Genomic DNA, 25286 nt, shown 5'->3' on the forward strand with positions numbered 1-25286 from the left:
CGGAATTGCAATGAGATCGCTCGCCTTGCTCTGCCTGCTCGTCTTCGGGTCCTGCGCACATGCGGCCGCGCCCGAGCAGCACTATCTCGACCTGCGCGACCGCTACATCGTCAAATTCTCGAAGGCCAAGGAGAGCGAGGATACCTCGAAGCAGCATGACGCGGCACTCAGGGAGCTCGCCGCCGCGCTGCGCACGCTGGTGGGCCCGGTCACGATCAAGGGGCTTCCGGCCGACGGCAAGTCGAACGTCGATACGCTGTTCAAGGACGACGTCGGCTTTGGTCATCTCGACGGCCTCGGTTTCGCCACCGAAGGTGACAAGCTGCAAGCGGTGGTGACCACGACCGGGTTGCTCAAGCACTGGCTTGCCGAGCACCGCGAGGACGGCATGCCACAGGAGATCGGCGCGGCGCTCAGGTCGGACCGCTTCTACTACTACGCCATTCAGGACGCCGCCTTCGCGAAATATGCGGACCTGCCGGTCACCAAGCCCGCCGGCGCGAGCGCCTCGGCCGCGGTGCTCGGCGTGCGTGGCAATGGCGGCCTCAAGGGGCCGCCGAGCGAGATTGGCGTGGTTGCGATCCAGGGCGACAAGGTCTTCTATCTTGCCGCAACCGACGCCGTGAAGACGGCCGAAATCCCGGCCTGCGAGAAGGTCTGGAAGCAGATGATGGCCAGGAAGACCCCGCAGGACGCCATGGCCCGCGAAGACCAGGCGATGGACGCCTACACCAAGTGCTTTGCCAGGGAAGCGCCGAGCCAGAGCTGGTTCGCGGCTGCCGTCAAGAAGGCACAGAGCCAGCTGGATCTGCTGCCGCTGCGCTAAAGCGCGATGAAATGAGGCTTTGATCGCGCAACGACGGAGGTGCGCTCCCTCTCCCGCTTGCGGGAGAGGGGTGGGGAGAGGGTGCTTCCGCAATGGGACAATCCCCAAGAGGAGAAAGCCCTCACCCGGCGCTTCGCCATAGCCGAGGCTTTGCCTCGGCGTTTCTTAAGATGACGGCCGCCGGAGGCGGCCTACGCCTCTTCCGCAAGCAGGAGAGGTGAACGAGCCGCGACAATCGATTCAACCTAAAGCCATTTCGCGCTAGGGTCTGTACCGGGCCGGGTGGCGTCAGCCAAGTGAAGACCAATTTCACGACGAAATCACGCTCGAACAATTACGAAAGCACGGTGCCGCCAGATCAGCCAGCGCGGCATCGACGCAGGGCTCCTGCACGCCCTATAAAGGATCTTTCGCCTTGCAACTTTATCGCTAGTTTTTCCAGGGAGCAATCATCCCCCGTGTTGCAATCGATGGCCGTCGATTTGGGAGCATAAGCGGCGATGACACCACAGATCGAGTACGTTCTCGGCGCCACGGTCCTGTCGATCGCGCTTGGTCTGCTGATCGGCTTTGCCTACGCGCGCGGTTACCGCGGGATGTTGCTCTCGGCCTCGTTCGTTCACGCCTGCGTCGTCATTGTGCCGCTGACAGCGTTGGTGATGCACACGATCCGCTCGGCCACGGCGTTCGACAACGCCAACCGGGCCATGGGCGAGGGGTTTGCCTTCGCGTTGATCGGTCTTCTGGGCCTCATCCGATTCCGAACGATCGTCCGCGACACGCGAGAGTTCACCTTCGTCTTCATATCGATCGTGACAGGCGTTGGCATCGGAGGCGGCCAGTTCGTTCTGACCGCCGGCGGATGCGTATTCGTGCTGATCCTCCTGATCGTTTTGGAGCGCATAAAGTTCGGCACACCGCGCGCGCCCTCGCTGCGCGTCAGGGCGACGGGCGCCGAAGATGCATTCGCACAGTATGAAACCGCCCTGAGACGCGTTGCCGAACGGGTCAATTCCGTGTCCTTGCGGCACACAGCCGATGGCGGCACGACCTACACGTTTGAGATTGTCGCCGGCGTCGGCCAAGACATCCCGAGCATCGCTGTGACCGTTCGCGCCGTACCAGGAACGTCGGAGGTCAACGTCGTTCGCCTGCAGCGCGGCAAAGGCGCGGAAGGGGATGGGGACTGAGACTTGCGGAAACGTCGGCAAGTCGATCCAGACAACGCGGCCCATCCGGACAGACTAAGCGACCAACTCGACCGACTTTCCGGCCTCATCGATCAGATGCACGCGGTCGATGTCGACGCGCGGCAGCAACGATCGAATCTCGTCTTCCTGCATCAGGCTGAACGCCGTCGACAAGGCGTCCGCGGCCGTCGCGCTGCGGGACACCGTCGTCACGCTGCGATAGCGCAGCGCGCAGCCGCCTGTTCGCGGATCGAACAGGTGGTTGAAGCGCGCCTTGGAATCGAACCGGAAGCCATAGCCGCCCGAGGTGGACACAGCGCGGTCGACGATCGGCAGCACCGTTTTCGTATGGTCCACGATGTCCGGATCGGCGATGCCGATCTCCCAGGGGCGTCCGTCCGGACGCGGGCCGATCGCGCGGGTCTCGCCCATGTCGACCAGGCTGCGAGAGATGCCGTGCGCCCGCAACAGGTCGACCACCTTGTCCGTGACGTAACCTTGCGCGATCCCGTTCAAGGTGACGGCCATGCCCTTGGGCATCACGATCCGATCGCGGCTGATCGACAGCCGGCCGCTGTCGATGCGCGCGAGCGCCGCCTGGATCTCGGCTGCCGCAGGACCGGCCGGATTGGCATCGTCCTGCGCGAAGTGGCCGGCATAGAGCTCCCACAGCGGCTGCACCGTGACATCGAACACACCGCCCGTCAGCGTGGAATAATGCTGCGAGGTCGAGAGCAGATCGACCATTTCGGCGGCGGGATCGATCAGGATGCCCTTCCGGTTCAGCTCGACCAGGGCGGAGTCGTCGAGGTAAAGGCTGAACAGCCGCTCGAGCCGGCGCGCCTCGGCGCATGCCAGCGATATCAGCAGCTCGGCCCGGCGGCGGTCGTCGTGGTGGATCTCCATCGTCGCGACCGCACCCAGCATCGTGCCCCGCCAGGTGACCGGCGCGACCTCGGCACGAACGGGACGTCCGAGGGACAGGGAGCCGAGCCCCGCCGCCGCGGCGCTGATCCGGATGAAGCGTCGTCGCGTCAGCGCCTGTGTCATGGCGTTCTCCTCGACCGGTCGCCCGGCGGGCCTTCAGTCGCTTCGTCGGACGCAGCGCCGCCGGCGACATTCGCCGATGTCAGGACATAATCGCGGGGCACCTCGTCGAAGCCGACGATCCTGCCCCCGTTTTCACCGGCGAACTTCTCCGCCGCCGCCCGGTCCGAGAACGGAACGGCCTCGTCCCCGCCCATGCCGCTCTTGACCCGGCTCTCGATCACGAACAACGCCTTGCGCGCCTCGACCCAGTTGTCGGCCCCGGGCTTGTCCCAGTTCGGTGTGTTGCCCATGTCGGACACGTAGATCGCCTGAATGTCTTTGGGCTCGTCCGGCAGCATGGTGAAGGCGATCGTGTCGCGTACGGACGAGAACCAGACCGGCTGAATGAGGCTCACGGCGAAGATCTGGCCCTTCGGCCCCGGGTGCTCGAGCACGTTCATGCCGCAGTAATGGCCGATGTCCTCCGCCGTCATCCGATGCGGCGGCGGGATCTTCGCAACCTGCTTCTCGTTGCAGCCCGCGAGCGCCAGCGGCAGCAGCAAGGCGCAGGCGATAGCCAGCCGCCTCATAGCTCCCTCCGCGAGAAGGCGAGCGCGGCCAGCCCCAGCGGCAGCAGCGTCCAGCAGAGCAGGGCGGTCAGAAGGACCGGCACGGTCAGCGACGTGCTTTGAGCAAGGCCGGCCATGCCGGCAAAGGTGCTGACATTGGCGAACCCCGTCAGGTTGATCAGCCGGTAAGCGTCGGTCGGGTTCGACAGCAGCAGGGCGTTGAGCACGGTCGCCGAGATGCTGCGTCCCTGGTCGAGCGCAAGCACGCCCAGCAGCGCCATGTCATAGATCAGCACCAGCAGCAGCCATAGCCCGATGCAGATGCCTGCTGCCGTTCCGCGGTCGCGCACGAGCGCGCTGACCAGATAGCCAATGGCGACGAACGCAGCTCCGAACAGCACCGAGGAGCCGACCATCGCTGCAAAGGCCAGGAGACTATCGCTGTCGATGTCGCTGCCCGTCGCTGCCAGCGCTCCGACGGCCGCGCCATAGCCGAGGCAGGTCGCAAAGCCGAGGACGGCGAGGTGCCCCAGGAACTTGCCGAGCAGCACCTGCCAGCGCGCGACCGGATAGCTCAGCAGCAACAGCATCGTCCCTCGCTCCATCTCGCCGACGATGGCGTCGTGGGAGATCAGAAGCGCAATGAGCGGGACGAGAAAGATCGTCAGGCTCGACAGGCTGACGATGACCACGTCCAGCGCGCGGACGCCGACGTTCCCGGTTGGCGCGCTGCCGAGAAAGGTCAGTGACAAAGCGAGCCCTGCGAGCAGGAGCGTTGCCGCCAGCACCCAGCGATTGCGGATGGCCTGGTGGATTTCCTTGGCGACAATGATCAGGACGTTCATGGCGCCTGCTCCGATTGCCGAAGGAAGTGAGCGTAGAGCTCGTCGAGGGTCGGAGGGACCACGTCGACGTCCTCGACAGAATTGCCGGCGGCGGTGGCGCGATGCAGAAGCTCGAGCTTGCGCTCCGGCGCGGCGTCGATCTCGACGATGTGGCCGTTCAAACGGCGGCAGGTCGCGTCCTTGGGCGCCCAGCCCGGCATCTCGCTCGGAGCGAGCCCCGCGACCCTGAGGCGGATCCTGGTGGGTAGCCGGGCAAGGCGACGCAGCTCGTCGATCGATCCATCCGCGACCTTGATGCCGCGGTTCATGATGATCACCCGGCCGGCGCGTTCCTCGAGCTCGGTCAGCGCGTGCGACGACAGCAGCACGGTCGCGCCCCCGGCGGCGAGCCGCGCGATGATGTCGTAAAAGGTCTGCCGCAGCTCCGGATCGAGACCGGTGGTCGGCTCATCCAGCAGCAGCACGCGCGGCTGACCCAGCAGCGCCTGCGCGAGCCCGAGCCGCTGGCGCATGCCTTTCGAATATGTGCTGACCCGGCGGCGGCTGGCGGCGCCCAGGCCGACGGCGTCGAGCAGCTCCAGGGCCTTGGCGACCGGCTCCCGCTTCAGCCTGGCGTAGAAGGCCTGCGTCTCGCGGCCGGTCAGGGCAGGGTCGAAGGAGACGTTCTCGGGCAGGTAGCCGAGCTGTCGTCGGCCCGCGAACTCGCCGGCGGCGGGATTGTCTCCAAGAACCTCGATGGAGCCGCTGGTCGGCCGGATCAAGCCGAGCATGAGCTTCATCAGCGTGGTCTTGCCGGCGCCGTTGTGGCCGATCAAGGCGACCAGCTCGCCTTGGCCAAGTGTGAACGAGGCATCGCACACGGCCTTGACCTGGCCATATGCCTTGCTGACGTCGCTGACGCGTACCGTGCCGGTCATCGCGTTTCCTTCGAGGCGCGGCTCTTCGGTGGCGCCACCAGCGGATGGCTGTCGACCACGCCGCCCGGCAGCAGTGCCGGAAACTGTGCTTGCGCCCAGCGGATCACCTGGACGGCAGGGCTGTTGATCAGGACCTTCGCAGCGGGCGCCGTCCACAGCACACGATCGATCAGGTCGTTCGGCCGGTACGCCGTGTCGGCTACTCCATCCCCGTTCAGGTCGAACGCGGGGTTGTCGCTCCAGTAATTGCCGCGCCCCCCGATCGACCAGTCCAGATGCCGGGTGCCGACATATTTCACCTGGTTGGCGTTGCCGACGAAGGCATTGCCCGTGATTTCGTTGCCTTCGGAGCCGGCCGTGAAGTGGACGCCGATGGCGCAGCGTTCGAACCAGTTGTTGCGGAACTTGTTGTGATTGGTGTTGTAGATGAATACGCATTTCTCCGGGCCGGTCCCGAGCGTGCTCTCCCGCTTCGGCTGCGGCAGCATGCCTCGCTCGTCGTCCGGACCATCCTCCGTCTTCTGCATTATCGGGGTCAGCGGGCCGCCCGTGACCCGGTTGCCTTCGATCTGGGCGTAGTTCGCGTAATTGAAGAGAAGTCCATAGTCGCGATCGCGATCGGAGCTGTTGCCGCGGATCACCAGGCGGTTCGAATACATGATCGCGTAACCGACATGGTTGCCGATCGAAACGTTGCCGCTGACTTCGCTGTCGTTGGTGTACATGTAGTGGACCGCGAAGCGAACCTGCTCGAAGCGGTTGTCGACGAAGCGATCCTTGCTGCTGGAGATCGAGAAGATGCCGTCGCGACCGTAGCGGAACGTGTTGTTCGCGATGGTGACGTCGGGCGCATTCCACAGCGAGACGCCGTTGCCCGCCTCGCTGAGACGGCCACCGCGTAGTCCCTCGACCTCGTTGCGGGCGACCCGGGAGCCCCGAGCGCCGTGCACGTAGATTCCGAACAGGTTTCCCACCAGCCGGTTGTCCTCGATCGTCGCGCGCTCGGCGGTCTTCTGCAGGAAGATCCCGGAATTCATCGCCTGCAGATCACGGCCGGACCCGCGAATGGTCACGCCGCGGATGGTGACGTCGGGCGCGCTGACGGTGATGACGTTGTCGGCGCCGTCGCCGTCGAGCACCGCGCCCTCGGTCCCGACCAGCTGCAGGGGGCGGTCGATCCGGATCGAGCCGTGATAGTCACCCGGTGCAAGCTTGACGACATCGCCAGCGCGCGCGCCATCCAGCAACGCCTGCAACGGCTGCCCAGGCGCAGCCGTCAAGGTCTCCGCTTCGGCGAAGCCGGACATTCCGGCGGCGACCAGCGCCGCCGGAAACATGCGTGACAGGAGACCCACGAGTCGCTCCGATCACACCAACTTCGGTTCGACGAACATCCGGCCCTTCATCTCCATATGCATGGCGTGGCAGAACCAGGAGCAGTAGTACCAGTAGACGCCCGGCTTGTCGGCCGTGAAGGTCACCGACGAGGTGGCCATCGGTCCGATCTCCATGTTGATGCCGTAATTGACGATACAGAAGCCGTGCGTCAGGTCTTCCACCGCATCGATATTGGTGATGAAGACGGTCACTTCGTCACCTTGCTTGACCTGGAACTGGTCGAGGCCATAGGCCGGCGCGGTCGACGTCATGTAGACCCGCACCTTGTTGCCGTCGCGAATGACCTTCGAATCCGCCTCGAGGTTGATGCCGTCGGCCTTGGCCTGCTTGACCGCATCCGCAAACATCGGATCCGCGCGGTCCCAGATCGAGATCGGATTGATCTTGGAGCGGTGGACGATGGTGGCGTCATGCGGCTCGGCGAAGCTCGGACCGTCATGCACCAGCTTCATCTGATCGCCCGAAATGTCGATCAGCTGATCGTTCTCGGGCTTGAGCGGGCCGACGTTGAGGAAACGGTCCTTCGAGAACTTGTTCAGCGAGATGAGCCATTTTCCATCGGCCTCCTTGGTCTGTCCCATCGAAGTATGGTTGTGGCCCGGCTGATAGTGCACGTCGAGCTTCTGAAGGATGGGATTGACCTTCTCACCCTTGAAGGCCCGCTTGGCGAGATCGATGTTCCACTTGCAGACTTGGCTGTCGAGGAACAGGGTCGTATAGGCGTTGCCCTTGCCGTCGTAAGCGGTATGCAGCGGGCCGAGGCCGAGCTCCGGTTCTGCGACGACGACGTCGCGCGGTTTGATCTTGTCATCGAACAATTGGTCGAACAGGCGCACGTCCATCACGGTCACGGTGGGCGAAAGCTTTCCGGCCGCCACGACGTGGATGCCGTCCGGGGCCGTGTTCATGCCGTGCGGGTTGTTCGAGACCGGAACGTAGCGGGTGTAGGGCGATCCCTTGCGGCCGTCGAGCACGGGCACGCCGTTCATCTCCTTGAAGTCGCCCTTCTTCACGGCCTCCTCGATCCGCTTAAGGTTGAAGATGACGACCCAGTCCTGCTCGCTGGCGGTCATTTCCGCGAGAGTGACGCCTTCCTCACCGTTGTAGCAGGTCGCAAAGCAATACTTGCCCTGGTAGTCGGCGTCGACATTGTCGAGGTTGCCGCTGACGATCACCTGCCAGGCCACCTTCATCGTGTCGCCGTCGATCGCACTGAAGATGGAGCGATACTGTTTGGGATCGTTGAGGACCTTGCCGTCGTTGGGCAGGGGCACCCCATCCTCGCCGTTCGCGAACACATAACCGGTGCGTGGATACTTCTGCAGGCGCAAACCGTGGACGGTATGCTGGTTCGGCAGTTCGACGATCTTGTCGCACTTCATGATGTCGAGCCGCACCCGCGCGACGCGGCTGTTGGCCTTGTCGTTCATGAAGGCATAGCGACCGTCATAGGTGCCCTCCGTGAACGAAATGTGCGGGTGGTGGAGGTCGCCGTTCAGGTAGGTGCCACCGCGGTTCTTGAGGAATTCGCGGGTGGCGGGCTGCATCCCTTCTGTCAGAACCTTGATGCTTTCATTGGTCTGCCCCCAGCCGGTCGCACTGCAGCGGTTGAACACCGGCACGCGCATCAGCTCGCGCATCGAGGGCAGGCCGACGACTCGCATCTCACCGGATTGGCCGCTCGAGAAGAACACGTAATATTCGTCGAGCTCACCGGGCGCCACTTCGGTCTTCTGCACCGCCGGCCGGGCCGCCGGCGCTTTCGGAGCAGCGGTCTTGGTCTGCGCGTCTGCGGACGAGACGAAGCCGTCCTTCATCACGGCTCCGCCGGCAAGGCCCACGCCCGCCGCGGCCGCTGTCGTTCCCAGCACTGTTCGTCGGCTGACGCCCTTGGTCTTTTCGTTCTCGCTCATGATTACCTCCTCGGCTTGCGGTTCAGTTTGGTGGTGGAGAGATGGCGGCTGCGGCCCCGACAGGCTTGCCGCCGGCGGTGATGACGGTCGCAGGACCCTTGCCGCCAGCCTTGCCGCCCGAGCGCATCGAGGGCGAGGACATGGCCGCGAACTTCTCGCGTTTGAGCCGCACCTGAATCATGTGCGGGCAGCGGTGATCGTCGTAATAGAGTTCCTGGCAGTGCATGCAGTAGATGCACTCATTGACGTTGATGTGCCCCTCGGGGTGGATCGACTGCACCGGGCATTCCTTGGCGCAGCGCTGGCAGGGTGACCCGCATTCTTCCCAGCGGCGGAGCCATTCGAACGTCCTCATGCGGCCGGGAATTGCAAGCGCCGCGCCGAGCGGACAGAGGTAGCGGCAGAAGAAGCGCTCGATGAAGAGGCCGATGACGAGCAGGGCGACTGCGTAGGCCACGAATGGCCAGCCCCGCGAAAACTTCAGGATGATCGCCGTCTTGAACGGTTCGACCTCGGCATATCGCTCGGCCATGTCGACCGAGTAGAGCGACAGGCCGAACAGTCCGAGAAAGATGATGTACTTGATCGGCCACAGCCGCTCATGCAGTCCCCATGGCACTGTTATTTGTGGCACCTTCAGCCATTTCGCGGCCGTGTTGGTGAGCTCCTGCAATGCGCCAAAGGGACACAGCCAGCCGCAGAACGGGCCCCGGCCCCAGAACAAAAGCCCGCCGGCCGTCGCGGCCCACAGGATGAAGATCAGGGGAGCGGCCAGGAAGAACTCCCAGCGGAAGCCCGTCACCAGCGCATTGGTGAAGGTGACGACATTGACGACGGAGAGTTGCGCGTTGGCGTACCAGCCGAGCCAGACCAGAACGAAGGCGAGATAGCCTCGTCGCACCCAGGTGTATAAGACGGGCCGGCGCACCAGCAGGTTCTGAAAGAAGAAGATGCCGGTGAGGGCGGCCAGCATGAAAGCGGTGATGCCGATCGAGACCGTGCTCGACCGCCAGATCCGTATCCAAAGCGGCTCATCTGTCTCCGCTGGCGGCGCAGCCGCAGCTTTTGTCTGCGAGGGCGGGGGCGCCGCGCTCTCCGGCACCGTCACCGTGCGCTGCTCGCGGCGTATGTAGCCGTCGGGCAGGGCGTAGTTGAGGTCGAAGGTCAGGAACGCCTTGTCGCGGCCGCCGAGGCTCCGTTGCACCAGCAGCTGAAGCTGCCACGGCTGCGTCGGATCCAGGGTGAATTCGGGCGGCGTGACGAACAGCCCGATTTCCTTGAACTCCGGCGCGCCGACCGCCTCCAGCGCACCAAGCCGGGTGTGGTTGCGATCGCGGAAGCGGGTGCTGTTGCCTTCCTGCAGGATCTCGATGCGATCGAAGATGCCGCCGCGCACATAGGCCGAACCCTTGAACGAGTAGGGGCCGTTGCCGGCGACGACGATCGCCTGCTGCCCGGGCTTCAGGCTGTGCTTCAGCCGTTGATAGCCGTCCTCACCGAGCAGGCTGCGGCCGATCGTGGGAGCGGTCACGAGCGCCACATAGAGATCGATGAAGCTGTCGCTCGCGTCACCTGGTTCGGGATATTGGCTCGCCGCCGCGCTGCCGGACTTCGCAAAGGCGTCGTTGATGTCGCCGATACCGAGATGAAGCCGACGTATCGAACCGTCGCCGACGAGGCTCTCCCAGTCGCGGACGTCGCTGTGCTCGAGATCGAGCGTCTTGACGACCGGGGGCAGGGCTGCCGAAGCCGCAGCGCTGTCGCCGCCACCGACGCGACCGCTCCGGATGAGCTTGGACGCCGCGCGGACGATACTGTCGCCCATCACCAGCACGGTGACGGTTGCGCCACTCACGATGTCCACCTGCGGCGGCTTCTCGCTGCCACTTGCAACCGGCTTCATGTCCTTGCCGATCAGGGAATTCACGGCAGCGACGATGCGAGCTTCCGGAATACCGACCAGCACGATCGGCTCCTTGTGATCGACGAGCTTGAGGCCGGTGATGACGCCATTCGGGTCGATGCCGGCCAGAATGTGAATCGGCTTACCGGAGTAGCCGACTGAATTCGCGAAATCGGAGTTGAGAAAGATAAATCCCTGGCGCTGGTCGCCACGGTAGGCTGGAATGATCGGCGGATCGCCTTGAGGTGGACCAAAACGATCCGCACCCGGGAAAAACTCGGCGGGCGCGACCTTCGGCAGGTATGTCGACAAATCACCGGCGGCGCATGCGGGCGAAATATAAGTCAGACACATCAGCAGCAAGCCTGCAAACGCTCGTGCTAGCGCTGCACGCCTCCCGGCGACGGTATCGTTCGACCGCTTCGACATGTCGCTTCAAATGCGATTTGCACGACCAACCGGGACGCGCGTGCCTTGAAATTCTTCGTCGATGATTTGTCGCCGCTGACGTGCCAAACTCATCGCGCGCAACCGCATCTGTCAAGCCCCGCGCAAGGATTGTGTTCGCGCAGAACCAAGCCAGACGTCTGCATTTGGAGACCTTGCCATGCCATTTCTACGCACTTCATTGCTCAGTGCTGAGCCTGCGGGTGTATTGGAGTCTCTCGACGAGCTCTTTGCGCTAGCGCATGCAATGGAGCAGGAGGCCGCAAATAGGTATGATGCTCTTGCCGAAGACATGCGCGGGCAGGGCAAGATTGATCTTGCGGACGTGTTCACGCGACTAGCTGCCGCCGAGCGCGAGCACGTGGATAGCGTCACGCAGTGGTCTCAATCGCGCCGCGGCAAGCGCCCGGATCCCGCTCTGGTGCGCTGGGAAGCGCCCGAACCCCTCGATCCGGAATCGGCCGCTGAAGTCAAGACATCCCGCTTGATGACGCCGTATCGCGCGCTCGCCATGGCAGTCCGCAACGAGGAACGCGCCTTCGCCTTCTGGTCCTATCTCGCAGCCTACTCGCACGATCCCGAGGTCAAGAAGGCGTCCGAGGCCATGGCCCAGGAAGAACTCGCCCATGTCGCCACTCTGCGGAAGGAGAGGCGCCGCGCCTATCATCATCAACACGACCACAGCAGCGCCGGGGCCGCCGCTGCGCCTCAGGCGCCCATCGATGCGCGAAAGCTCGAGCTTCGTCTGGCTGCGCAACTTGTCGAGCTCGAACAACGTCTGAGCGGGCCTGCTGCCGTCCGGACCCGGGACATTCGCCAGCAGGCAAGCGAGATGGCTGACGCCGCAGCCGGTCTGGGCAGCTTTCCGGCTTCCATGGAACAAAAGGATCCCCTGGAGATCGCCGAAGCGCTCGTGGACGGTTACCTCGACGGCGCCGAGCGTGCCGGCGACGCGGCCCTTGTCGAAAGTCTGCAGCGACTTGCCGAGCAGGCGATCTCGAGGTTGGCCTGGCTGCGCTCGCTCTTGGCGGACTAGATTCTTGCGGCGCCGAGTGCACGGCGGCTTCTGATCGCCTACCGAGACGCGCTAGCTGCTCCCGGCCAAGACACAATGATTCAACGACTTTCCGCACGAGTGCTTGCATCGACGCTGACGGCGCTGGCGCTCCCGCCCAAATTCCACCCGCGGCCACGTTCGCCAAAGATCTCGTATCCTGTCGCCGTGACTGCGACGGTGTCCTCGAGCTTGATGAAGCCGCGCTTCGGATGCTTCATCGTGGTCTCTATCGAGACCACCATGCCGGGTTCGAGCGGCTGGTGCGCGTCGGTGTCATCGTAGGGGACGGGACCCTTGGCGGTCAGGCGCGGGGCCTCGTGGCTGACGAGACCCATGCCGTGAGCCAGGAACTCAGTGCAGTCGCGCTGGCCGATCTGGGCAAGCTGCCGCTCGGCCGCGACGTAGATGTCGCCGCCCAGCACACCTGGCCGGACCGCGGCGAAGGCGGCGCGCTGCACCGCCTCGATCTCGGCCAGACAATCCTTCAGTTCGCCGTCGGGCTCGCCCAGCACGGCCATGCGCGCGAGGTCGCCGATATAGCCCTGATAATTGCCTCCGGAATCCAGCGACAGCACCTCGCCTTGCTCCCAGCGCTGCGCTGATGGCGCCCGGTTGTGGCTGCTGCCGCAGGCGAGCAGGCAGTATTCGAAGGTCAGGCCGCGATTGGCTTCCGCAAGGCGCAATGCGTCAGACAATTGCCGCTTGGTCGTGCCCCGACCGTGCCCGGCGATCACCGCCAGCATGGATGCGATGACGAGCTCAGACGCCGTCTTCAACTTCGCCAACTCCTCCGCCGACTTGACCGCCCGCAGCCGCTCCAGCACCAGCACGGCGTCCTTGAGCTCTGCGCCGGGCAGGGCGTCGGCCAGCGCCTTCCCTGCATCCATCGGCATGAACGGAAACTCGATCCCGATCTGCTTCATTGGCACGCCGGATTGCCGAATCAGGTCTGCAGCCCGCGTGACGGCGTCCACCGAACCGTTGGATTCGGTCCGGACCTGCGGCACCCAGGGCGGCGCAAGGGCGCGCTGATGGGCTTCGAGCCGGTGGCCGACATAGACGGATTTCTCGGGCGCACCCTTGGGATACACCAGCACCGGCAGATAGCGGCTGACTCCCAAGGCATCCATATAATCGAAGAAGATCGCACGCTCGGCGCCCAGGAGGTACTGCACGTTGTGCTTGGAGGTCGCGATCAGGATATCAAATCCGGCCGCCTCCATGAGACGGTCGAGCTTGGCGGCATCAAACGGAATGGCACGCGAGGCAGCGGCGCGGGCAACGGTCTCCTGCATGGCGAACCTCCAATGGCTGCGGCGGTTTGATCTCCTGCAATTCCTGTCAGCGGCCATCCGACTAACAGTCGGATGGTCGGTTGGCTCCCGATGTTAGGCCTGAAGTAGGGTTCGAAACAGCTTGGCGAACTGCCCGCCAGGTCCATACCCGTAATTCGCATAAGGTATATTATGGAATATCTTTATCTTCAATTCGATCAATTGTTTAGACGAAACTCCTGCTGCTGCACCTCCACTTGAGTGCCGCTTTCGGTTCGTCGTCTCAGCTCTTGACGGCTACTGTGCATGGGGTTGTTTTGCAGATTCCGCATCCAGCCCATCTCTCCAAAAGCCGATATTGCCGTGACCTTGTCCGGCTGCAATAAGCGAGGCCTCGCGAGATCGCAGATGACCTTAAGGCCGACCGTCCGTATAGGTTTGCATCTCAGAACAACAACAAACCTTCCGAGGAAGCAGACCCATGGTCTTTTCAACGCGCTTTTCCCGACGCACGCTTCTCAAGGCCTCCGCCGCGACCGCGGTCCTGGGCGGCCTCGGTGCGCCCCATGTGGCCCGCGCCCAGAGCGCCGAGTTCACCTACAAATACGCCAACAACCTGCCCGACACCCATCCGCTGAACGTGCGCGCCAAGGAGATGGCGGCGGCGATCAAGAGCGAGACGAACGGCAAGTTCGACCTCCAGATCTTCCCGAACAACCAGCTCGGCTCCGACACCGACATGCTGAGCCAGATCCGCTCCGGCGGCGTCGAGTTCTTCACGCTGTCCGGCCTGATCCTGTCGACGCTGGTGCCGGCGGCGTCCATCAACGGCATCGGCTTTGCCTTCCCGGACTACGACACGGTCTGGAAGGCCATGGACGGCGATCTCGGCGCCCATGTCCGCGGCGAGATCAAGAAGGCCGGGCTCGAGGTCATGGACAAGATCTGGGACAACGGCTTCCGCCAGACCACGTCGTCGACCAAGCCCATCACCGGCCCTGACGACCTCAAGGGCTTCAAGATCCGCGTGCCGGTGTCGCCGCTGTGGACCTCGATGTTCAAGGCGTTCGATGCGGCGCCCGCCTCGATTAATTTCAGCGAGGTCTATTCGGCGCTGCAGACCAAGATCGTCGAGGGCCAGGAGAACCCGCTGGCGATCATCTCGACGGCAAAACTCTACGAGGTGCAGAAATACTGCTCGCTGACCAACCACATGTGGGACGGCTTCTGGTTCCTGGCCAACCGCAGAGCCTGGGAGAAGCTGCCGCAGGACGTGCGCACCGTCGTCGCCAAGAACATCAACGCCGCCGCCGTCAAGGAGCGAGAGGACACCGCCAAGCTCAACGCCAACCTGCAGCAGGAGCTCGCGGGCAAGGGCCTGACCTTCAACCAGCCGGCTGTTGCGCCATTCCGCGACAAGCTGCGCACCGCCGGCTTCTATGCCGAGTGGAAGGGCAAGTATGGCGATCAGGCCTGGGATCTCCTGGAAAAGGCCGTCGGCAAGCTGTCGTAACGCGTTGGGGCCGCCGAGGTCAGTATCAGGATGGCTCATGTCGAGGTGACCGAAGTGGTGGGTGAGGCGGCGTTTCAGTCCCCTCGCCGACCTTCGTTGCTGGCTTCGGCCGAGCGCGTGCTTGGTCTCATCGTCGAGATCCCGGCGGCGATCCTGGTCGTCGCCGAGATCGTGATCCTGTTTGCCGGCGTGGTCGCACGCTACGGCCTGCACCGGCCGCTGATCTGGTCGGACGAGCTCGCCTCGATCCTGTTCCTGTGGCTCGCGATGCTGGGCGCGGCGGTCGCATTCCGCCGCTCCGAGCACATGCGCATGACCGCCGTCGTGGCCAGCGCCAGGCCTGCGATGCGGGCCTATCTCGATCTGGTCGCGACCTCAGCGGCGCTGGCGTTCCTGGCGCTGATCGTCTGGCCGTCCTGCGACTATGCGTACGAAGAGAGCTACATCACGACGCCGGCGCTGCAGATCTCCAACATGTGGCGCGCCGCCGCACTGCCGGCCGGCATCGGCCTGATGGCGGCCTTTGCGTTGCTCCGGCTGCTGCGCGCAGCCGACTACCGAATGGTTGCAGCCGCCGTGCTGTCGGTTGCGGTCGTGATCGGCCTGTTCTGGCTGGCGCAGCCGTTGCTGCGGCCGCTTGGCAATCTCAACCTCGTCATCTTCTTCGTCGGCGTCGCCGGCTTCTGCGTCTTTGCCGGTGTTCCCATTGCGTTCGGCTTTGGCCTCGCCATCTTCGGTTATCTCGCGCTGACCACGCGGACGCCCGTCATGGTGCTGGTCGGGCGGATGGACGAGGGCATGAGCCACCTTATCCTGCTCTCGGTGCCGCTGTTCGTGTTCCTGGGGCTCCTGATCGAGATGACTGGCATGGCGCGGGCCATGGTGGCGTTCCTGGCGAGCCTGCTCGGCCATGTCAGGGGTGGCCTGCATTACGTGCTGGTCGGCGCCATGTACCTGGTCTCCGGCATTTCCGGCGCCAAGGCCGCCGACATGGCCGCAGTTGCGCCCGTGCTCTTTCCCGAGATGAAAGAGCGCGGCGCCAAGCCCGGCGATCTCGTCGCGCTTCTCGCGGCGACGGGCGCCCAAACCGAGACCATTCCGCCCAGCCTCGTGCTGATCACGATCGGCTCGGTCACCGGCGTCTCCATCGCGGCGCTGTTCACCGGCGGCCTGCTGCCCGGCGTCGTGCTCGCGATCACGCTGTGCATGCTGGTGTGGTGGCGCTACCGCCACGAGGACATGAGCCATGTCCGCCGCGCCACTTCATCCGAGATCGGCAAGACCTTCATCGTCGCCCTGCCCGCGCTCGCGCTGCCCTTCGTGATCCGCTACGCCGTGGTCGAGGGCATCGCGACCGCGACCGAGGTCTCCACCATCGGCATCGTCTATGGCGCTCTCGTCGGCCTGCTGGTCTACCGCCGCTTCGACTGGCAGCGGCTGTTTCCGATGCTGGTCGAGACGGCGGCGCTGTCGGGTGCGATCCTCCTGATCATCGGCACGGCGACCGGTATGGCCTGGGGCCTGACCCAATCCGGCTTCTCGCGCTCGCTGGCTGCGGCCATGACCGGATTGCCGGGCGGCGCGGCGAGCTTCATCGCCGTGTCGATCCTGGCCTTCACCATCCTCGGCAGCGTGCTGGAGGGCATTCCGGCCATTGTGCTGTTCGGACCGCTGCTGTTCCCGATCGCCCGCGCCGTCGGCGTGCACGAGGTGCACTACGCCATGGTGATCATTCTGGCCATGGGTATCGGGCTATTCGCCCCGCCCTTCGGCGTCGGCTATTATGCCGCATGCGCCATCGGACGCGTCGATCCGGCCGAAGGCATCAGGCCGATCTGGGGCTATCTGCTGGCGCTGCTGGTGGGATTGATCATCGTCGCGATCTTCCCCTGGATATCGATCGGATTCCTTTGAGACGCATTTGAGGAGGGTGTCGATGAGTGAGCGGCAGAACCCATACAATATCGGCCTCGGCAAGACTCCCGCCAACTACGTGCCCCTGAGCCCGCTGAGCTTCCTTGCCCGCAGCGCCGCGGTGTATCCCGATCACGTCAGCACGGTCTACGAGGGGCGCAGCTTCACCTGGGCGCAGACCCACGAGCGCTGCCGACGCTTTGCCTCTTATCTGGCGGGCAAGGGCATCGGCGTCGGCGACACCGTGGCGGCGATGCTGCCGAACATCCCGGCGATGAACGAGGCGCATTTTGCCGTGCCGATGATCGGCGCCGTGCTCAACGCCCTCAACATCCGCCTCGATGCGCCCTCGATCGCGTTCCAGCTCGATCACGGCGGGGCGAAAATCATTCTTGTCGATCCCGAATTTTCCAGCGTGATCACCGACGCACTGGCGCAGATGAGCGGGCCAAAGCCATTCGTGATCGATGTCGACGACGCCGCCTTCAAGGGCGGCAAGCGGATCGGCGAGATCGAGTATGAGGCTGCCGTTGCCCAAGGCGATCCCGGCTTCGCCGCGGTCACGCCGCAGGACGAATGGGACGCGATCGCGCTGAGCTACACCTCGGGCACGACGGGAAATCCCAAGGGCGTCGTCACCCATCATCGCGGCGCGTATCTGAACGCGGTCAGCAACATCCTCGCCGGCAATCTCGGCCAGCATCCGGTCTATCTCTGGACGCTGCCGATGTTCCACTGCAACGGCTGGTGCTTCCCGTGGACCATCGCGGCCGCTGCCGGCATCAATGTCTGCCTGCGCAAGGTGGAGCCGACCAAGATCTTCGAGCTGATCAAACAGCACGGCGTCACCCACATGTGCGGCGCGCCGATCGTCTACAACACGCTGATCAACGCGCCGGATGCGCCCAAAGGCAATGCCGCCCGCCGCGTCGTCGGCCTGATCGCCGGCGCCGCGCCGCCGGTCGCCGTGCTCGAAGGCGCCGAAAGCATCGGCATCAAGCTGACGCATGTGTACGGCCTGACCGAGGTCTACGGCCCCGCCTCCGTCTGCGCCGAGCAGCCGGGCTGGGACGACCTTCCGCCTGCCGAGCGCGCGCGCATGAAGCGCCGGCAGGGCGTGCCCTACCCGCTCGAGGAAAGCGTCACCGTCATCAACCCGCAAACGATGCAGGAGGTGCCGCGCGACGGCGAGACCATCGGCGAGGTCATGTTCCGCGGCAACATCGTGATGAAGGGTTATCTCAAGAACGAGAAGGCGACCAAGGAAGCCTTCGAAGGCGGCTGGTTTCACACCGGCGATCTCGGGGTGCTCGACGAGCACGGCTACGTCATCATCAAGGACCGCTCCAAGGACATCATCATTTCCGGCGGCGAGAACATCTCCTCCGTCGAGGTCGAGGACATCCTCTACAAGCACCCGGCCGTGCTGTTCGCAGCCGTGGTCGCAAAACCCGATCCGAAATGGGGTGAAGTGCCCTGCGCCTTCGTCGAACTGAAAGACGGCGCAAGCGCAAGCGAGGCCGACATCATCGCCTTCTGTCGTTCGCACATGAGCGGCTTCAAGACGCCGAAGGCGGTGGTGTTCGGGCCGATCCCGAAGACGTCCACCGGCAAGATCCAGAAATTCCTGCTGCGCAACGAGGTGGGCTCGGCGAAGGCGATCTCGGCCTGAGAGCAGTCTGGAGAGTCTTCCGCCCGCACGCCGAATGCAGCGAGCGGAAGCCTCTCTCCGTCGTCACATCTTCTTGTAGGCGTCGACGACCGCCTGGCCGTCGGCCCCCGCCTTCTTGAGCCAGTCGGCCGTGAGCTGCTCGCCGATCTTCTGGAAGCCGGCCTTGAGTGCCGGGCTCGGCGGCTCGACGGTCATGCCTTTCGCCTTGAGCTGATCGATGTACCAGGTGCTCTTGTCCTGCCAGGCCTTCCAGCCACGGGTTTCCGCCGTCGCCGCGGCTTTGAGGATGGCCTCCTGGGTCGGCTTGTCGAGCGCCTCGAACGCGGCCTTGTTGACGAAGGTGTAGTCCTTCGGAATCCAGGCCTGCACGTCGTAGAAATACTTGAGCGACTCCCAGGCCTTCGCATCGTAGCCGGTGCCGCCGGACGACATGAAGGAGTTCACCACGCCGGTCGCCAACGCCTGCGGCAATTCGGCCGCCTGGATCGTGACCGACTGGGCGCCGACCAGCTCGCCGATGCGCGCGGTCCCGACATTGTAGGCGCGCCATTTCAGGCCCTTCATGTCCTCGATCGTCGCCAGCGGCTTATTGACATAGACGCCTTGGGGCGCCCAAGGCACGACGAACAGCAGCTTGAGACCCTGCGCATCGAGCTTCTTGGTGATCGCGGGCTTGGAGGCCTGATACAGCTTCATCGCGTCGGGGAAGCTGGTGGCGAGGAACGGCACGACGTCGACGCCGAAGAGCGGGTCCTCGTTCTCGTGGATCGACAGCAGCACCTCGCCCATCTGCGCCTGCCCGGTCACCACCGCGCGCTTGATGTCGGGTGCCTTGAACAGCGAGGCACCGGGATGAACCGTGATCTGGAGCTTGCCGGACGTGGCGGCTTCGACGTCCTTGGCGAAGGCGACGAGATTCTCGGAGTGCGGATTGTCGGCAGGATAGGCCGCCGGCAGATTCCATTTGGTCTGGGCCAAAGCGGGTGTCGCGGCCATCGCGAGGCCTGCGATCAAGGATGCGCAGAATAGACGAGAGATCATCGGGCTTCTCCTCACAGTCAATTTGAAATTCGTTACGCTCAGTCTGGGAAGGCGAGCTTTGGCAGGAACATCACGATCTGCGGATACTCCGTGATGATGAAGACCGCAGCGAGCAACAGCACGAAGAACGGGAACGCCGCCCGTGCAACAGTGAACGTATCGCGGCCGCTCATGTTCTGGAGCACGAACAGATTGAATCCGACCGGCGGCGTGATCTGGGCCATCTCGACGTGAATGATGAGATAGACGCCGAACCAGACCAGGTCGAGCCCGGCCTGCTTGACCATCGGCAGCACGATGACGGCGGTCAGGACGATCATCGAGATGCCGTCGATCAGGCAGCCGAGGATGATGTACATGATGCTCAGATACAGCGCGAGCATGCTCGGCGTGAGCTGCTGCCCCTGGACCCAGGTGGCGAGCGCGGCCGGAATGCCCGTATAGGCCATCGCGGCCGTGGTGTAGGCCGCGCCTGCCAGGATCAGCATGATCATGCAGGTCAGGCGCGTCGCGCTCATGATGCTCTCGAGGAAATTCTTGCGCGTGAGCGTGCCGCTCCACCACGCCAGCAGCAGCGCGCCCGTAACGCCCCATGCAGCGCATTCCGTGGCGGTCGCGAAGCCCAACACCAGTGACAGAAACACGGCCAGGATCAGCAGCAGGCAGGGCGCGAGCTTGGCGGACTCGCGGAGCTTCTGCCGGAACGGCATCGGCGGATCGCGCGGCGGAATCTTCTTCGGGTTGAGCAGCGACCAGATGATGATGTAGCCGGAATAGAGCACGATCACGAGCACGCCCGGCAGGAAGCCGCCGAGAAATACTTGAAGCACGGAGACGTTCGCCGTGACAGCATAGACCACCATCGGGATCGAGGGTGGAATCAGCAGGCCGAGCGTGCCGGAGCCCGCGAGCGAGCCGAGGCTCAGGCCCTTGTCGTAGCCGCGCTTGTCGAGCTCGGGCAGCGCGATCTTGCCGATCGTCGCACAGGTCGCCGCCGAAGAGCCCGAGACCGCCGCGAAGATGCCGCAGCCGATCACATTGACATGGGTGAGGCGCCCGGGCAGCCACTGAACCCAGGGCGACAGCCCGCGGAACATCTCTTCCGACAATTTGGTGCGGAACAGGATCTCGCCCATCCAGATGAACAGCGGCAGCGCGGCCAGCGTCCACGAGGAGCTGGCGCTCCAGGTGGTGGTGGCGAGCACGGCGCCGAGTGGCAGGCTCGTCGTCAGCGCCATCGCCACGAAGCCGACGAGGCCGAGCGAAACCGCGATCCAGACGCCACTTCCCAGCAGCAGGATCATGACGCCGAGCAGGACGAACGACAGCTCGATCATGCCGAGATTGGCCATGGTCAACCTCCGCCGCCTTGCGAGATGCGCTCGACGAATTCTTCCGGCGTCTCGTCCGGCGAGCCCTTCTCGTAGCTCGGCCGGTTGCCGCCGACGACATTGACCATTTCGTCGATGAGCCCAATCGACAGGATCGCAAGGCCGCCGGCAAAGCCGAGCTGCGGAATCCAGAGCGGAAGCGCGACGACGCCCTGCGCCACATCGTTGAAGCGCCAGGAGTCGTAGGTCATCTGCACGGCATAGCGGGTGAAATAGAGGATGAAGGCGGTGGCAATACCGAGCGCCACGATCTCCGCGATCTGCTTGGTCCGCCCGTGCAGGCGTTCCAGCAGCAGACCGACGCGGATCATCTCTCCGCGCTTGAAGGTGTGAGCGAGACCGAGGAAAGCCATCGCAGCCATGCACCAGGACGCGAAATCATCGCCGGCGGGAATGTTGATCGCAAACTGACGCCCAACCGACATGACCATCATGATTGCAAAGATCGCAACCAGGAAGATGCCGGCGGCGTAGCCCGCGCCGAGATAAAGGAGATCCAGAGCGCGTCGCACCAGTCCCCGAGCCGCTACATCATCCGCTGCCAACGCGATCCCCATCCTCACACGAGGCGTTTCAACCGACCCCGCGATTGCGCATCAGGTGCCGGTCCAGCTTGAATATCGTCCTGCCCAGCGCCTGTCTTTCAGACGTTAGATCAACACGATGGGGCCCGTGCAAGCAAGGAGTATGCCGGCTGGCGCCGGAATTTCCACCGCAGGTTCAGCGCGTCTCCAGCCGCAGCCCATCATAGGCCGGCACCACGCCAGCGGGCAGCGACTGCCTGATGACCTCGTAGTCGACGTCGGCGGTCATGTTCGTGATGACCGCGCGCTTCGGCTTGAAACGTTCGATCCACGACAGCGCGTCGTTGATGCTGAAATGGCTGACATGACCGGTGTAGCGCAACCCGTCGACGATCCAGAGCTCGAGATTTTCCAGCGCGCCCCAGCTCTCGCGCGGGATGTCGTTGAGATCTGGCGTGTAGGCGGCATCCCCAATGCGGTAGCCGAGCGCGGGAATGGCGCCGTGCTGCACCAGGAAGGCCGTCATCGTCACCGCGCCGCCCTTCCCCAGGATGGTCTGGCTCTCCCCCGCCTCGATCGAATGCCGCGTCAGGATCGGCGGATAGTCGCTGCCCTCCGGCGAGATGAAGCAATAGGAGAACCGCGCCATGATGTCCTTGGCGGTCGACTGGTTGAAATAGGTCGGGATGCGCCGGCGCATGTGCATGACGACCGAGCGTAGATCGTCCATGCCGTGGGTCTGATCGGCGTGCTCATGCGTCAGGAACACCGCGTCGATGTGGTCGACATTGGTCGAGAGCAATTGCTCGCGCAGGTCCGGCGAGGTGTCGATCACGATGCGTGTCGTGCCGTGCTCGGAGGTCCGTTCGACCAGCAGCGAGCAGCGGCGACGGCGGTTCTTGGGATTGTTGGGATCGCAGGCGCCCCAGCCGAGCGCCGGGCGCGGCACGCCGGCGGAGGAGCCGCAGCCCAGGATCGTCAGCGTCAACGTCATGTGGTCCCCAGTCTCAAGCTCTCACCTTCGAGAACAGGCGGAAGAAGTTTTCGCTTGTTTGGCGCGAGATTTCGTCAAGCGACACGCCGCGAGTCTCGGCGAGCACCTTTGCGACCTCGATCACATAAGCGGGTTCGTTGCGCTTGCCCCGGAACTTGCCCGGCGCAAGATAGGGCGAGTCCGTTTCAACCAGGATACGATCGGATGGCAGTTCGGCCGCAAGCGCACGCAGGGCGTCCGATTTCTTGAAGGTCAGGATTCCCGTGAAACCGATATAGAGCCCGAGCGACACGGCCTTCAGCGCAAGCTCACGCCCGCCCGTGTAACAATGCAGCACGGCACGAAACGATCCCTTTGCCACCTCGTCTTCCAGAATGCGCGCGCAGTCCTCGTCGGCCTCGCGGGTATGGATCACCAGCGGCAGGCCGGTGGCGCGGGCGGCGGCGATATGAGCGCGAAAGCCCCTCGCCTGCGCTTCCGGCGAGCCGTTGTCGTAGAAATAATCGAGCCCGGCTTCGCCGAGCGCGACGACCTTGGGGTGCTGCGTCAGCGCGATCAACTCGTCCGGCGCGATGCCGTCCTCCTCGTCCGCATTGTGCGGATGGGTGCCGACCGAGCAATAGACGTCGTCGTAGCGTTCGGCGATCGCGAGCAGGTCCTTCAGCCGCCGCACCCGCGTCGAGATCGTGACCATGCGTGCGATGCCGGCCGCTCGCGCCCGCGACACGATCCCATCGAGATCGTCCGCGAAGTCTGGAAAATCCAGGTGGCAGTGGCTGTCGACCAGCATCGCGCGAGCGCCTTCAGGCCGCCGGCTCGACGTAGCGCGGGAACGCCGGCGTCGGCGCCGGCAGCGTCGAACCGGGCGCGATGCGCTTGGCGCCGCCGAGCGCCGCAAAGCTGCGCTCGTCCGCAGGAATGCCGAGGCTGTCGAGCAGCAATCCCGAGGCTGTCGGCATCGCGGGCTGAGCCAGGATCGCGATCTGGCGCACGACTTCGGCGGTGACGTAGAGCACCGTCTTCTGCCTCGCAGGATCCGTCTTGGCGAGCGCCCACGGCGCCTCGCCCGCAAAATAGCGGTTGGCCTCCGCGACCACGGCCCAGACGGCGTTCAGCCATTGATGGATCTGCTGCGTCGCCATGGCCTCACGGGACGCTGCGATCATGCCGTCGGCCATCGCCAGGATCGCCTTGTCGTTGTCGCTGAAGTCGCCGGGCTCCGGCAGCACGCCGCCGAGCTGCTTTGCGATCATCGACAGCGAGCGCTGCGCGAGGTTGCCGAGATCGTTGGCGAGATCGGCGTTGATGCGCGCGACGATCGCCTCGTGATTGTAATTGCCGTCCTGGCCGAACGGCACCTCGCGCAGGAAGAAATAGCGCATCTGGTCGACGCCATACTGGTCGGCGAGGTTGAAGGGATCGACGACGTTGCCGACCGACTTCGACATCTTCTCGCCCCTGTTGAACAGGAAGCCGTGGGCATAGACCCGCTTCGGCAACGGAATCCCGGCCGACAGAAGGAAGGCCGGCCAATACACCGCATGGAAGCGGATGATGTCCTTGCCGATGATGTGCACGTCGGCAGGCCAATAGCGCCAGTTCTCGTCGCTCTCATCGGGGAAGCCGACGCCGGTGATGTAGTTGGTCAGCGCGTCGACCCAGACATACATGACGTGCTCTTCATCGCCAGGCACCTTCACGCCCCAATCGAAGGTGGTGCGCGAGATCGAGAGATCGCGCAGGCCGCCTCTGACGAAGCTCACCACCTCGTTCTTGCGGGAGTCCGGCCCGATGAAATCAGGGTGATCCGCATAGAGCTTGAGCAGCTTGTCCTGGTACGCCGAGAGACGGAAGAAATAGCTCTTCTCCTCGACCCACTCAACCGGCGTGCCCTGCGGTCCGAGCCGCACGCCGTCCTCGTTCAGGCGCGTCTCGTCCTCGGCGTAATACGCTTCGTCGCGCACGGAGTACCAGCCGGCATAGATGTCGGCATAGATGTCGCCGTTCGCTTCCATGCGCCGCCAGATCTCCTGGCTGGAGCGGTGATGCTGCTCCTCTGTGGTGCGGATGAAGCGGTCGAACGACACGTTCAGACGCTCGTCCATCTCCTTGAAGCGGCCGGCATTGCGAGCGGCGAGCGCGGAGGCGGACATGCCTTCACTGGCCGCCGTCTGAACCATCTTCTGACCGTGCTCGTCGGTGCCGGTCAGGAAGAACACGTCCTTGCCGTCGAGCCGCGCAAAGCGCGCCAGCACGTCGGTCGCGATCGCCTCATAGGCGTGACCGATATGCGGGCTACCGTTGGGATAGGCGATCGCGGTCGTGATGTAGAAGACGTTGTCGCGCGCGGGAGCGACAACGGGCGCGGCGGCTTGCGGAGCCGTGACGGGCTTTTGCGCACGCGGGGTCTTGGGTTTCGATACCTTGGGCTTCACAGCCTTCGGCGGCGTTACGACAGGAGCCGGTGCGGCGGTCACGGCAGGCGCAGCCGGCTTTTTCGCGACCTTCTTCGCCGGAGCCTTGGCCGGCTTCTTAGCAGCCGATTTCGTCGAAGCCTTCTTGGCGACGACCTGCTTCTTCGCAGCCCTCTTGCCGGCCTTCTTTGCGGCGCCCTTCTTCACGCTCTTCTTGGCGGCAGCCTTCTTGGTCTTCTTGACCTTCTTGGCGGCTTTGCTCGCGCGCGTCTTCACGGCCTTCTTCGCAGCCTTCCTGGCAGCGTTCTTGGCAGCCTGCTTGCCGCTCTTGCGTTTGACGGTCTTCTTAGCTCGCGTTGCCACCACGAATTCCTTTACCGGCTTTCTCGAAATCTGGAAACGAACCTGCGTTAGGTTATTGTCTTGAGCATGATCCCTTCGGAAAACCGCTCCGC

The 25286-nt window shown here is 64.2% G+C and carries 20 protein-coding genes; 6 read left to right on the plus strand and 14 right to left on the minus strand.

What is annotated here, in order from left to right:
* Nucleotides 1-10: 10 nt before the first annotated feature.
* Nucleotides 11-826 carry a hypothetical protein gene (locus CVM73_RS02905; RefSeq protein ID WP_100230511.1) on the plus strand — a complete coding sequence of 272 codons (816 nt, stop codon included), beginning with the start codon at nt 11-13 and terminating at the stop codon, nt 824-826.
* Between the two features lie 500 nt (nt 827-1326).
* The gene (locus tag CVM73_RS02910) at nt 1327-2016 is read left to right on the plus strand and encodes a DUF4956 domain-containing protein (protein WP_100230512.1); all 690 of its coding nucleotides are present in this window, start codon (nt 1327-1329) and stop codon (nt 2014-2016) included.
* A gap of 54 nt (nt 2017-2070) precedes the next feature.
* Here CVM73_RS02910 and CVM73_RS02915 read toward each other — a convergent pair whose 3' ends face one another.
* The 7 genes from CVM73_RS02915 to CVM73_RS02945 are packed head-to-tail and all read right to left on the minus strand — an operon-like array spanning nt 2071 to nt 10944.
* Nucleotides 2071-3066 carry an FAD:protein FMN transferase gene (locus CVM73_RS02915; protein ID WP_100230513.1) on the minus strand — a complete coding sequence of 332 codons (996 nt, stop codon included), beginning with the start codon at nt 3064-3066 and terminating at the stop codon, nt 2071-2073.
* Nucleotides 3063-3635: a nitrous oxide reductase accessory protein NosL gene (locus CVM73_RS02920; protein ID WP_100230514.1), complete on the minus strand. Its 573-nt coding sequence runs from the start codon at nt 3633-3635 to the stop codon at nt 3063-3065. The genes CVM73_RS02915 and CVM73_RS02920 overlap by 4 nt, the downstream gene beginning before the upstream one ends.
* The gene (locus CVM73_RS02925; RefSeq protein ID WP_100230515.1) at nt 3632-4459 is read right to left on the minus strand and encodes an ABC transporter permease subunit; all 828 of its coding nucleotides are present in this window, start codon (nt 4457-4459) and stop codon (nt 3632-3634) included. The genes CVM73_RS02920 and CVM73_RS02925 overlap by 4 nt, the downstream gene beginning before the upstream one ends.
* Entirely contained in the window at nt 4456-5376 is a 921-nt protein-coding gene (locus CVM73_RS02930) for an ABC transporter ATP-binding protein (protein WP_100230516.1), read from the minus strand. Before CVM73_RS02930 ends, CVM73_RS02925 begins: the two co-directional genes overlap by 4 nt.
* On the minus strand, nt 5373-6713 hold the full coding sequence (locus CVM73_RS02935) for a nitrous oxide reductase family maturation protein NosD (RefSeq protein ID WP_167406620.1): 1341 nt from the start codon (nt 6711-6713) through the stop codon (nt 5373-5375). The genes CVM73_RS02930 and CVM73_RS02935 overlap by 4 nt, the downstream gene beginning before the upstream one ends.
* 30 nt (nt 6714-6743) lie before the next feature.
* A complete protein-coding gene (gene nosZ, locus CVM73_RS02940; RefSeq protein WP_100230518.1) occupies nt 6744-8687 on the minus strand; it encodes a TAT-dependent nitrous-oxide reductase in 1944 nt (647 codons plus the stop codon).
* 22 nt (nt 8688-8709) lie between these two features.
* On the minus strand, nt 8710-10944 hold the full coding sequence (locus tag CVM73_RS02945) for a NosR/NirI family protein (RefSeq protein WP_100230788.1): 2235 nt from the start codon (nt 10942-10944) through the stop codon (nt 8710-8712).
* A 253-nt stretch (nt 10945-11197) separates the two neighbouring features.
* Here CVM73_RS02945 and CVM73_RS02950 point away from each other — a divergent pair, with 253 nt between their 5' ends.
* Nucleotides 11198-12073, plus strand: coding sequence for a ferritin-like domain-containing protein (locus CVM73_RS02950; protein ID WP_100230519.1), 876 nt, complete (start codon nt 11198-11200; stop codon nt 12071-12073).
* Between the two features lie 80 nt (nt 12074-12153).
* Here the strand turns inward: CVM73_RS02950 and CVM73_RS02955 are convergent, their stop codons facing one another.
* Nucleotides 12154-13389 (minus strand): M24 family metallopeptidase, encoded by a 1236-nt coding sequence (locus CVM73_RS02955; RefSeq protein WP_100230520.1) that lies wholly within the window; start codon nt 13387-13389, stop codon nt 12154-12156.
* Between the two features lie 460 nt (nt 13390-13849).
* Here CVM73_RS02955 and CVM73_RS02960 point away from each other — a divergent pair, with 460 nt between their 5' ends.
* From CVM73_RS02960 to CVM73_RS02970, 3 genes are read left to right on the plus strand one after another with little or no spacing between them, the layout of a single operon-like run.
* The gene (locus tag CVM73_RS02960; RefSeq protein WP_100230521.1) at nt 13850-14881 is read left to right on the plus strand and encodes a TRAP transporter substrate-binding protein; all 1032 of its coding nucleotides are present in this window, start codon (nt 13850-13852) and stop codon (nt 14879-14881) included.
* A 30-nt stretch (nt 14882-14911) separates the two neighbouring features.
* A complete protein-coding gene (locus CVM73_RS02965; RefSeq protein ID WP_100230522.1) occupies nt 14912-16795 on the plus strand; it encodes a TRAP transporter large permease in 1884 nt (627 codons plus the stop codon).
* A gap of 22 nt (nt 16796-16817) precedes the next feature.
* A complete protein-coding gene (locus CVM73_RS02970; RefSeq protein ID WP_167406591.1) occupies nt 16818-18467 on the plus strand; it encodes an acyl-CoA synthetase in 1650 nt (549 codons plus the stop codon).
* Between the two features lie 63 nt (nt 18468-18530).
* Here the strand turns inward: CVM73_RS02970 and CVM73_RS02975 are convergent, their stop codons facing one another.
* The 6 genes from CVM73_RS02975 to metG all read right to left on the minus strand — a co-directional run bounded on the left by CVM73_RS02975 (nt 18531) and on the right by metG (nt 25194).
* The gene (locus tag CVM73_RS02975; RefSeq protein WP_100230524.1) at nt 18531-19508 is read right to left on the minus strand and encodes a TRAP transporter substrate-binding protein; all 978 of its coding nucleotides are present in this window, start codon (nt 19506-19508) and stop codon (nt 18531-18533) included.
* Between the two features lie 38 nt (nt 19509-19546).
* Nucleotides 19547-20860 (minus strand): TRAP transporter large permease, encoded by a 1314-nt coding sequence (locus CVM73_RS02980; RefSeq protein ID WP_100230525.1) that lies wholly within the window; start codon nt 20858-20860, stop codon nt 19547-19549.
* Nucleotides 20861-20862: 2 nt separating this feature from the next.
* Entirely contained in the window at nt 20863-21456 is a 594-nt protein-coding gene (locus CVM73_RS02985; protein WP_100230526.1) for a TRAP transporter small permease, read from the minus strand.
* Nucleotides 21457-21619: 163 nt separating this feature from the next.
* Entirely contained in the window at nt 21620-22417 is a 798-nt protein-coding gene (locus CVM73_RS02990) for an MBL fold metallo-hydrolase (protein ID WP_100230527.1), read from the minus strand.
* A 13-nt stretch (nt 22418-22430) separates the two neighbouring features.
* Nucleotides 22431-23207 carry a TatD family hydrolase gene (locus CVM73_RS02995; RefSeq protein ID WP_100230528.1) on the minus strand — a complete coding sequence of 259 codons (777 nt, stop codon included), beginning with the start codon at nt 23205-23207 and terminating at the stop codon, nt 22431-22433.
* A gap of 13 nt (nt 23208-23220) precedes the next feature.
* Complete coding sequence (metG, locus tag CVM73_RS03000) at nt 23221-25194, minus strand: methionine--tRNA ligase (RefSeq protein WP_100230789.1); 1974 nt, start codon at nt 25192-25194, stop codon at nt 23221-23223.
* Between the last annotated feature and the right edge of the window lie 92 nt (nt 25195-25286).

This window comes from Bradyrhizobium forestalis, assembly GCF_002795245.1.
GTDB classification, from domain to species: domain Bacteria; phylum Pseudomonadota; class Alphaproteobacteria; order Rhizobiales; family Xanthobacteraceae; genus Bradyrhizobium; species Bradyrhizobium forestalis.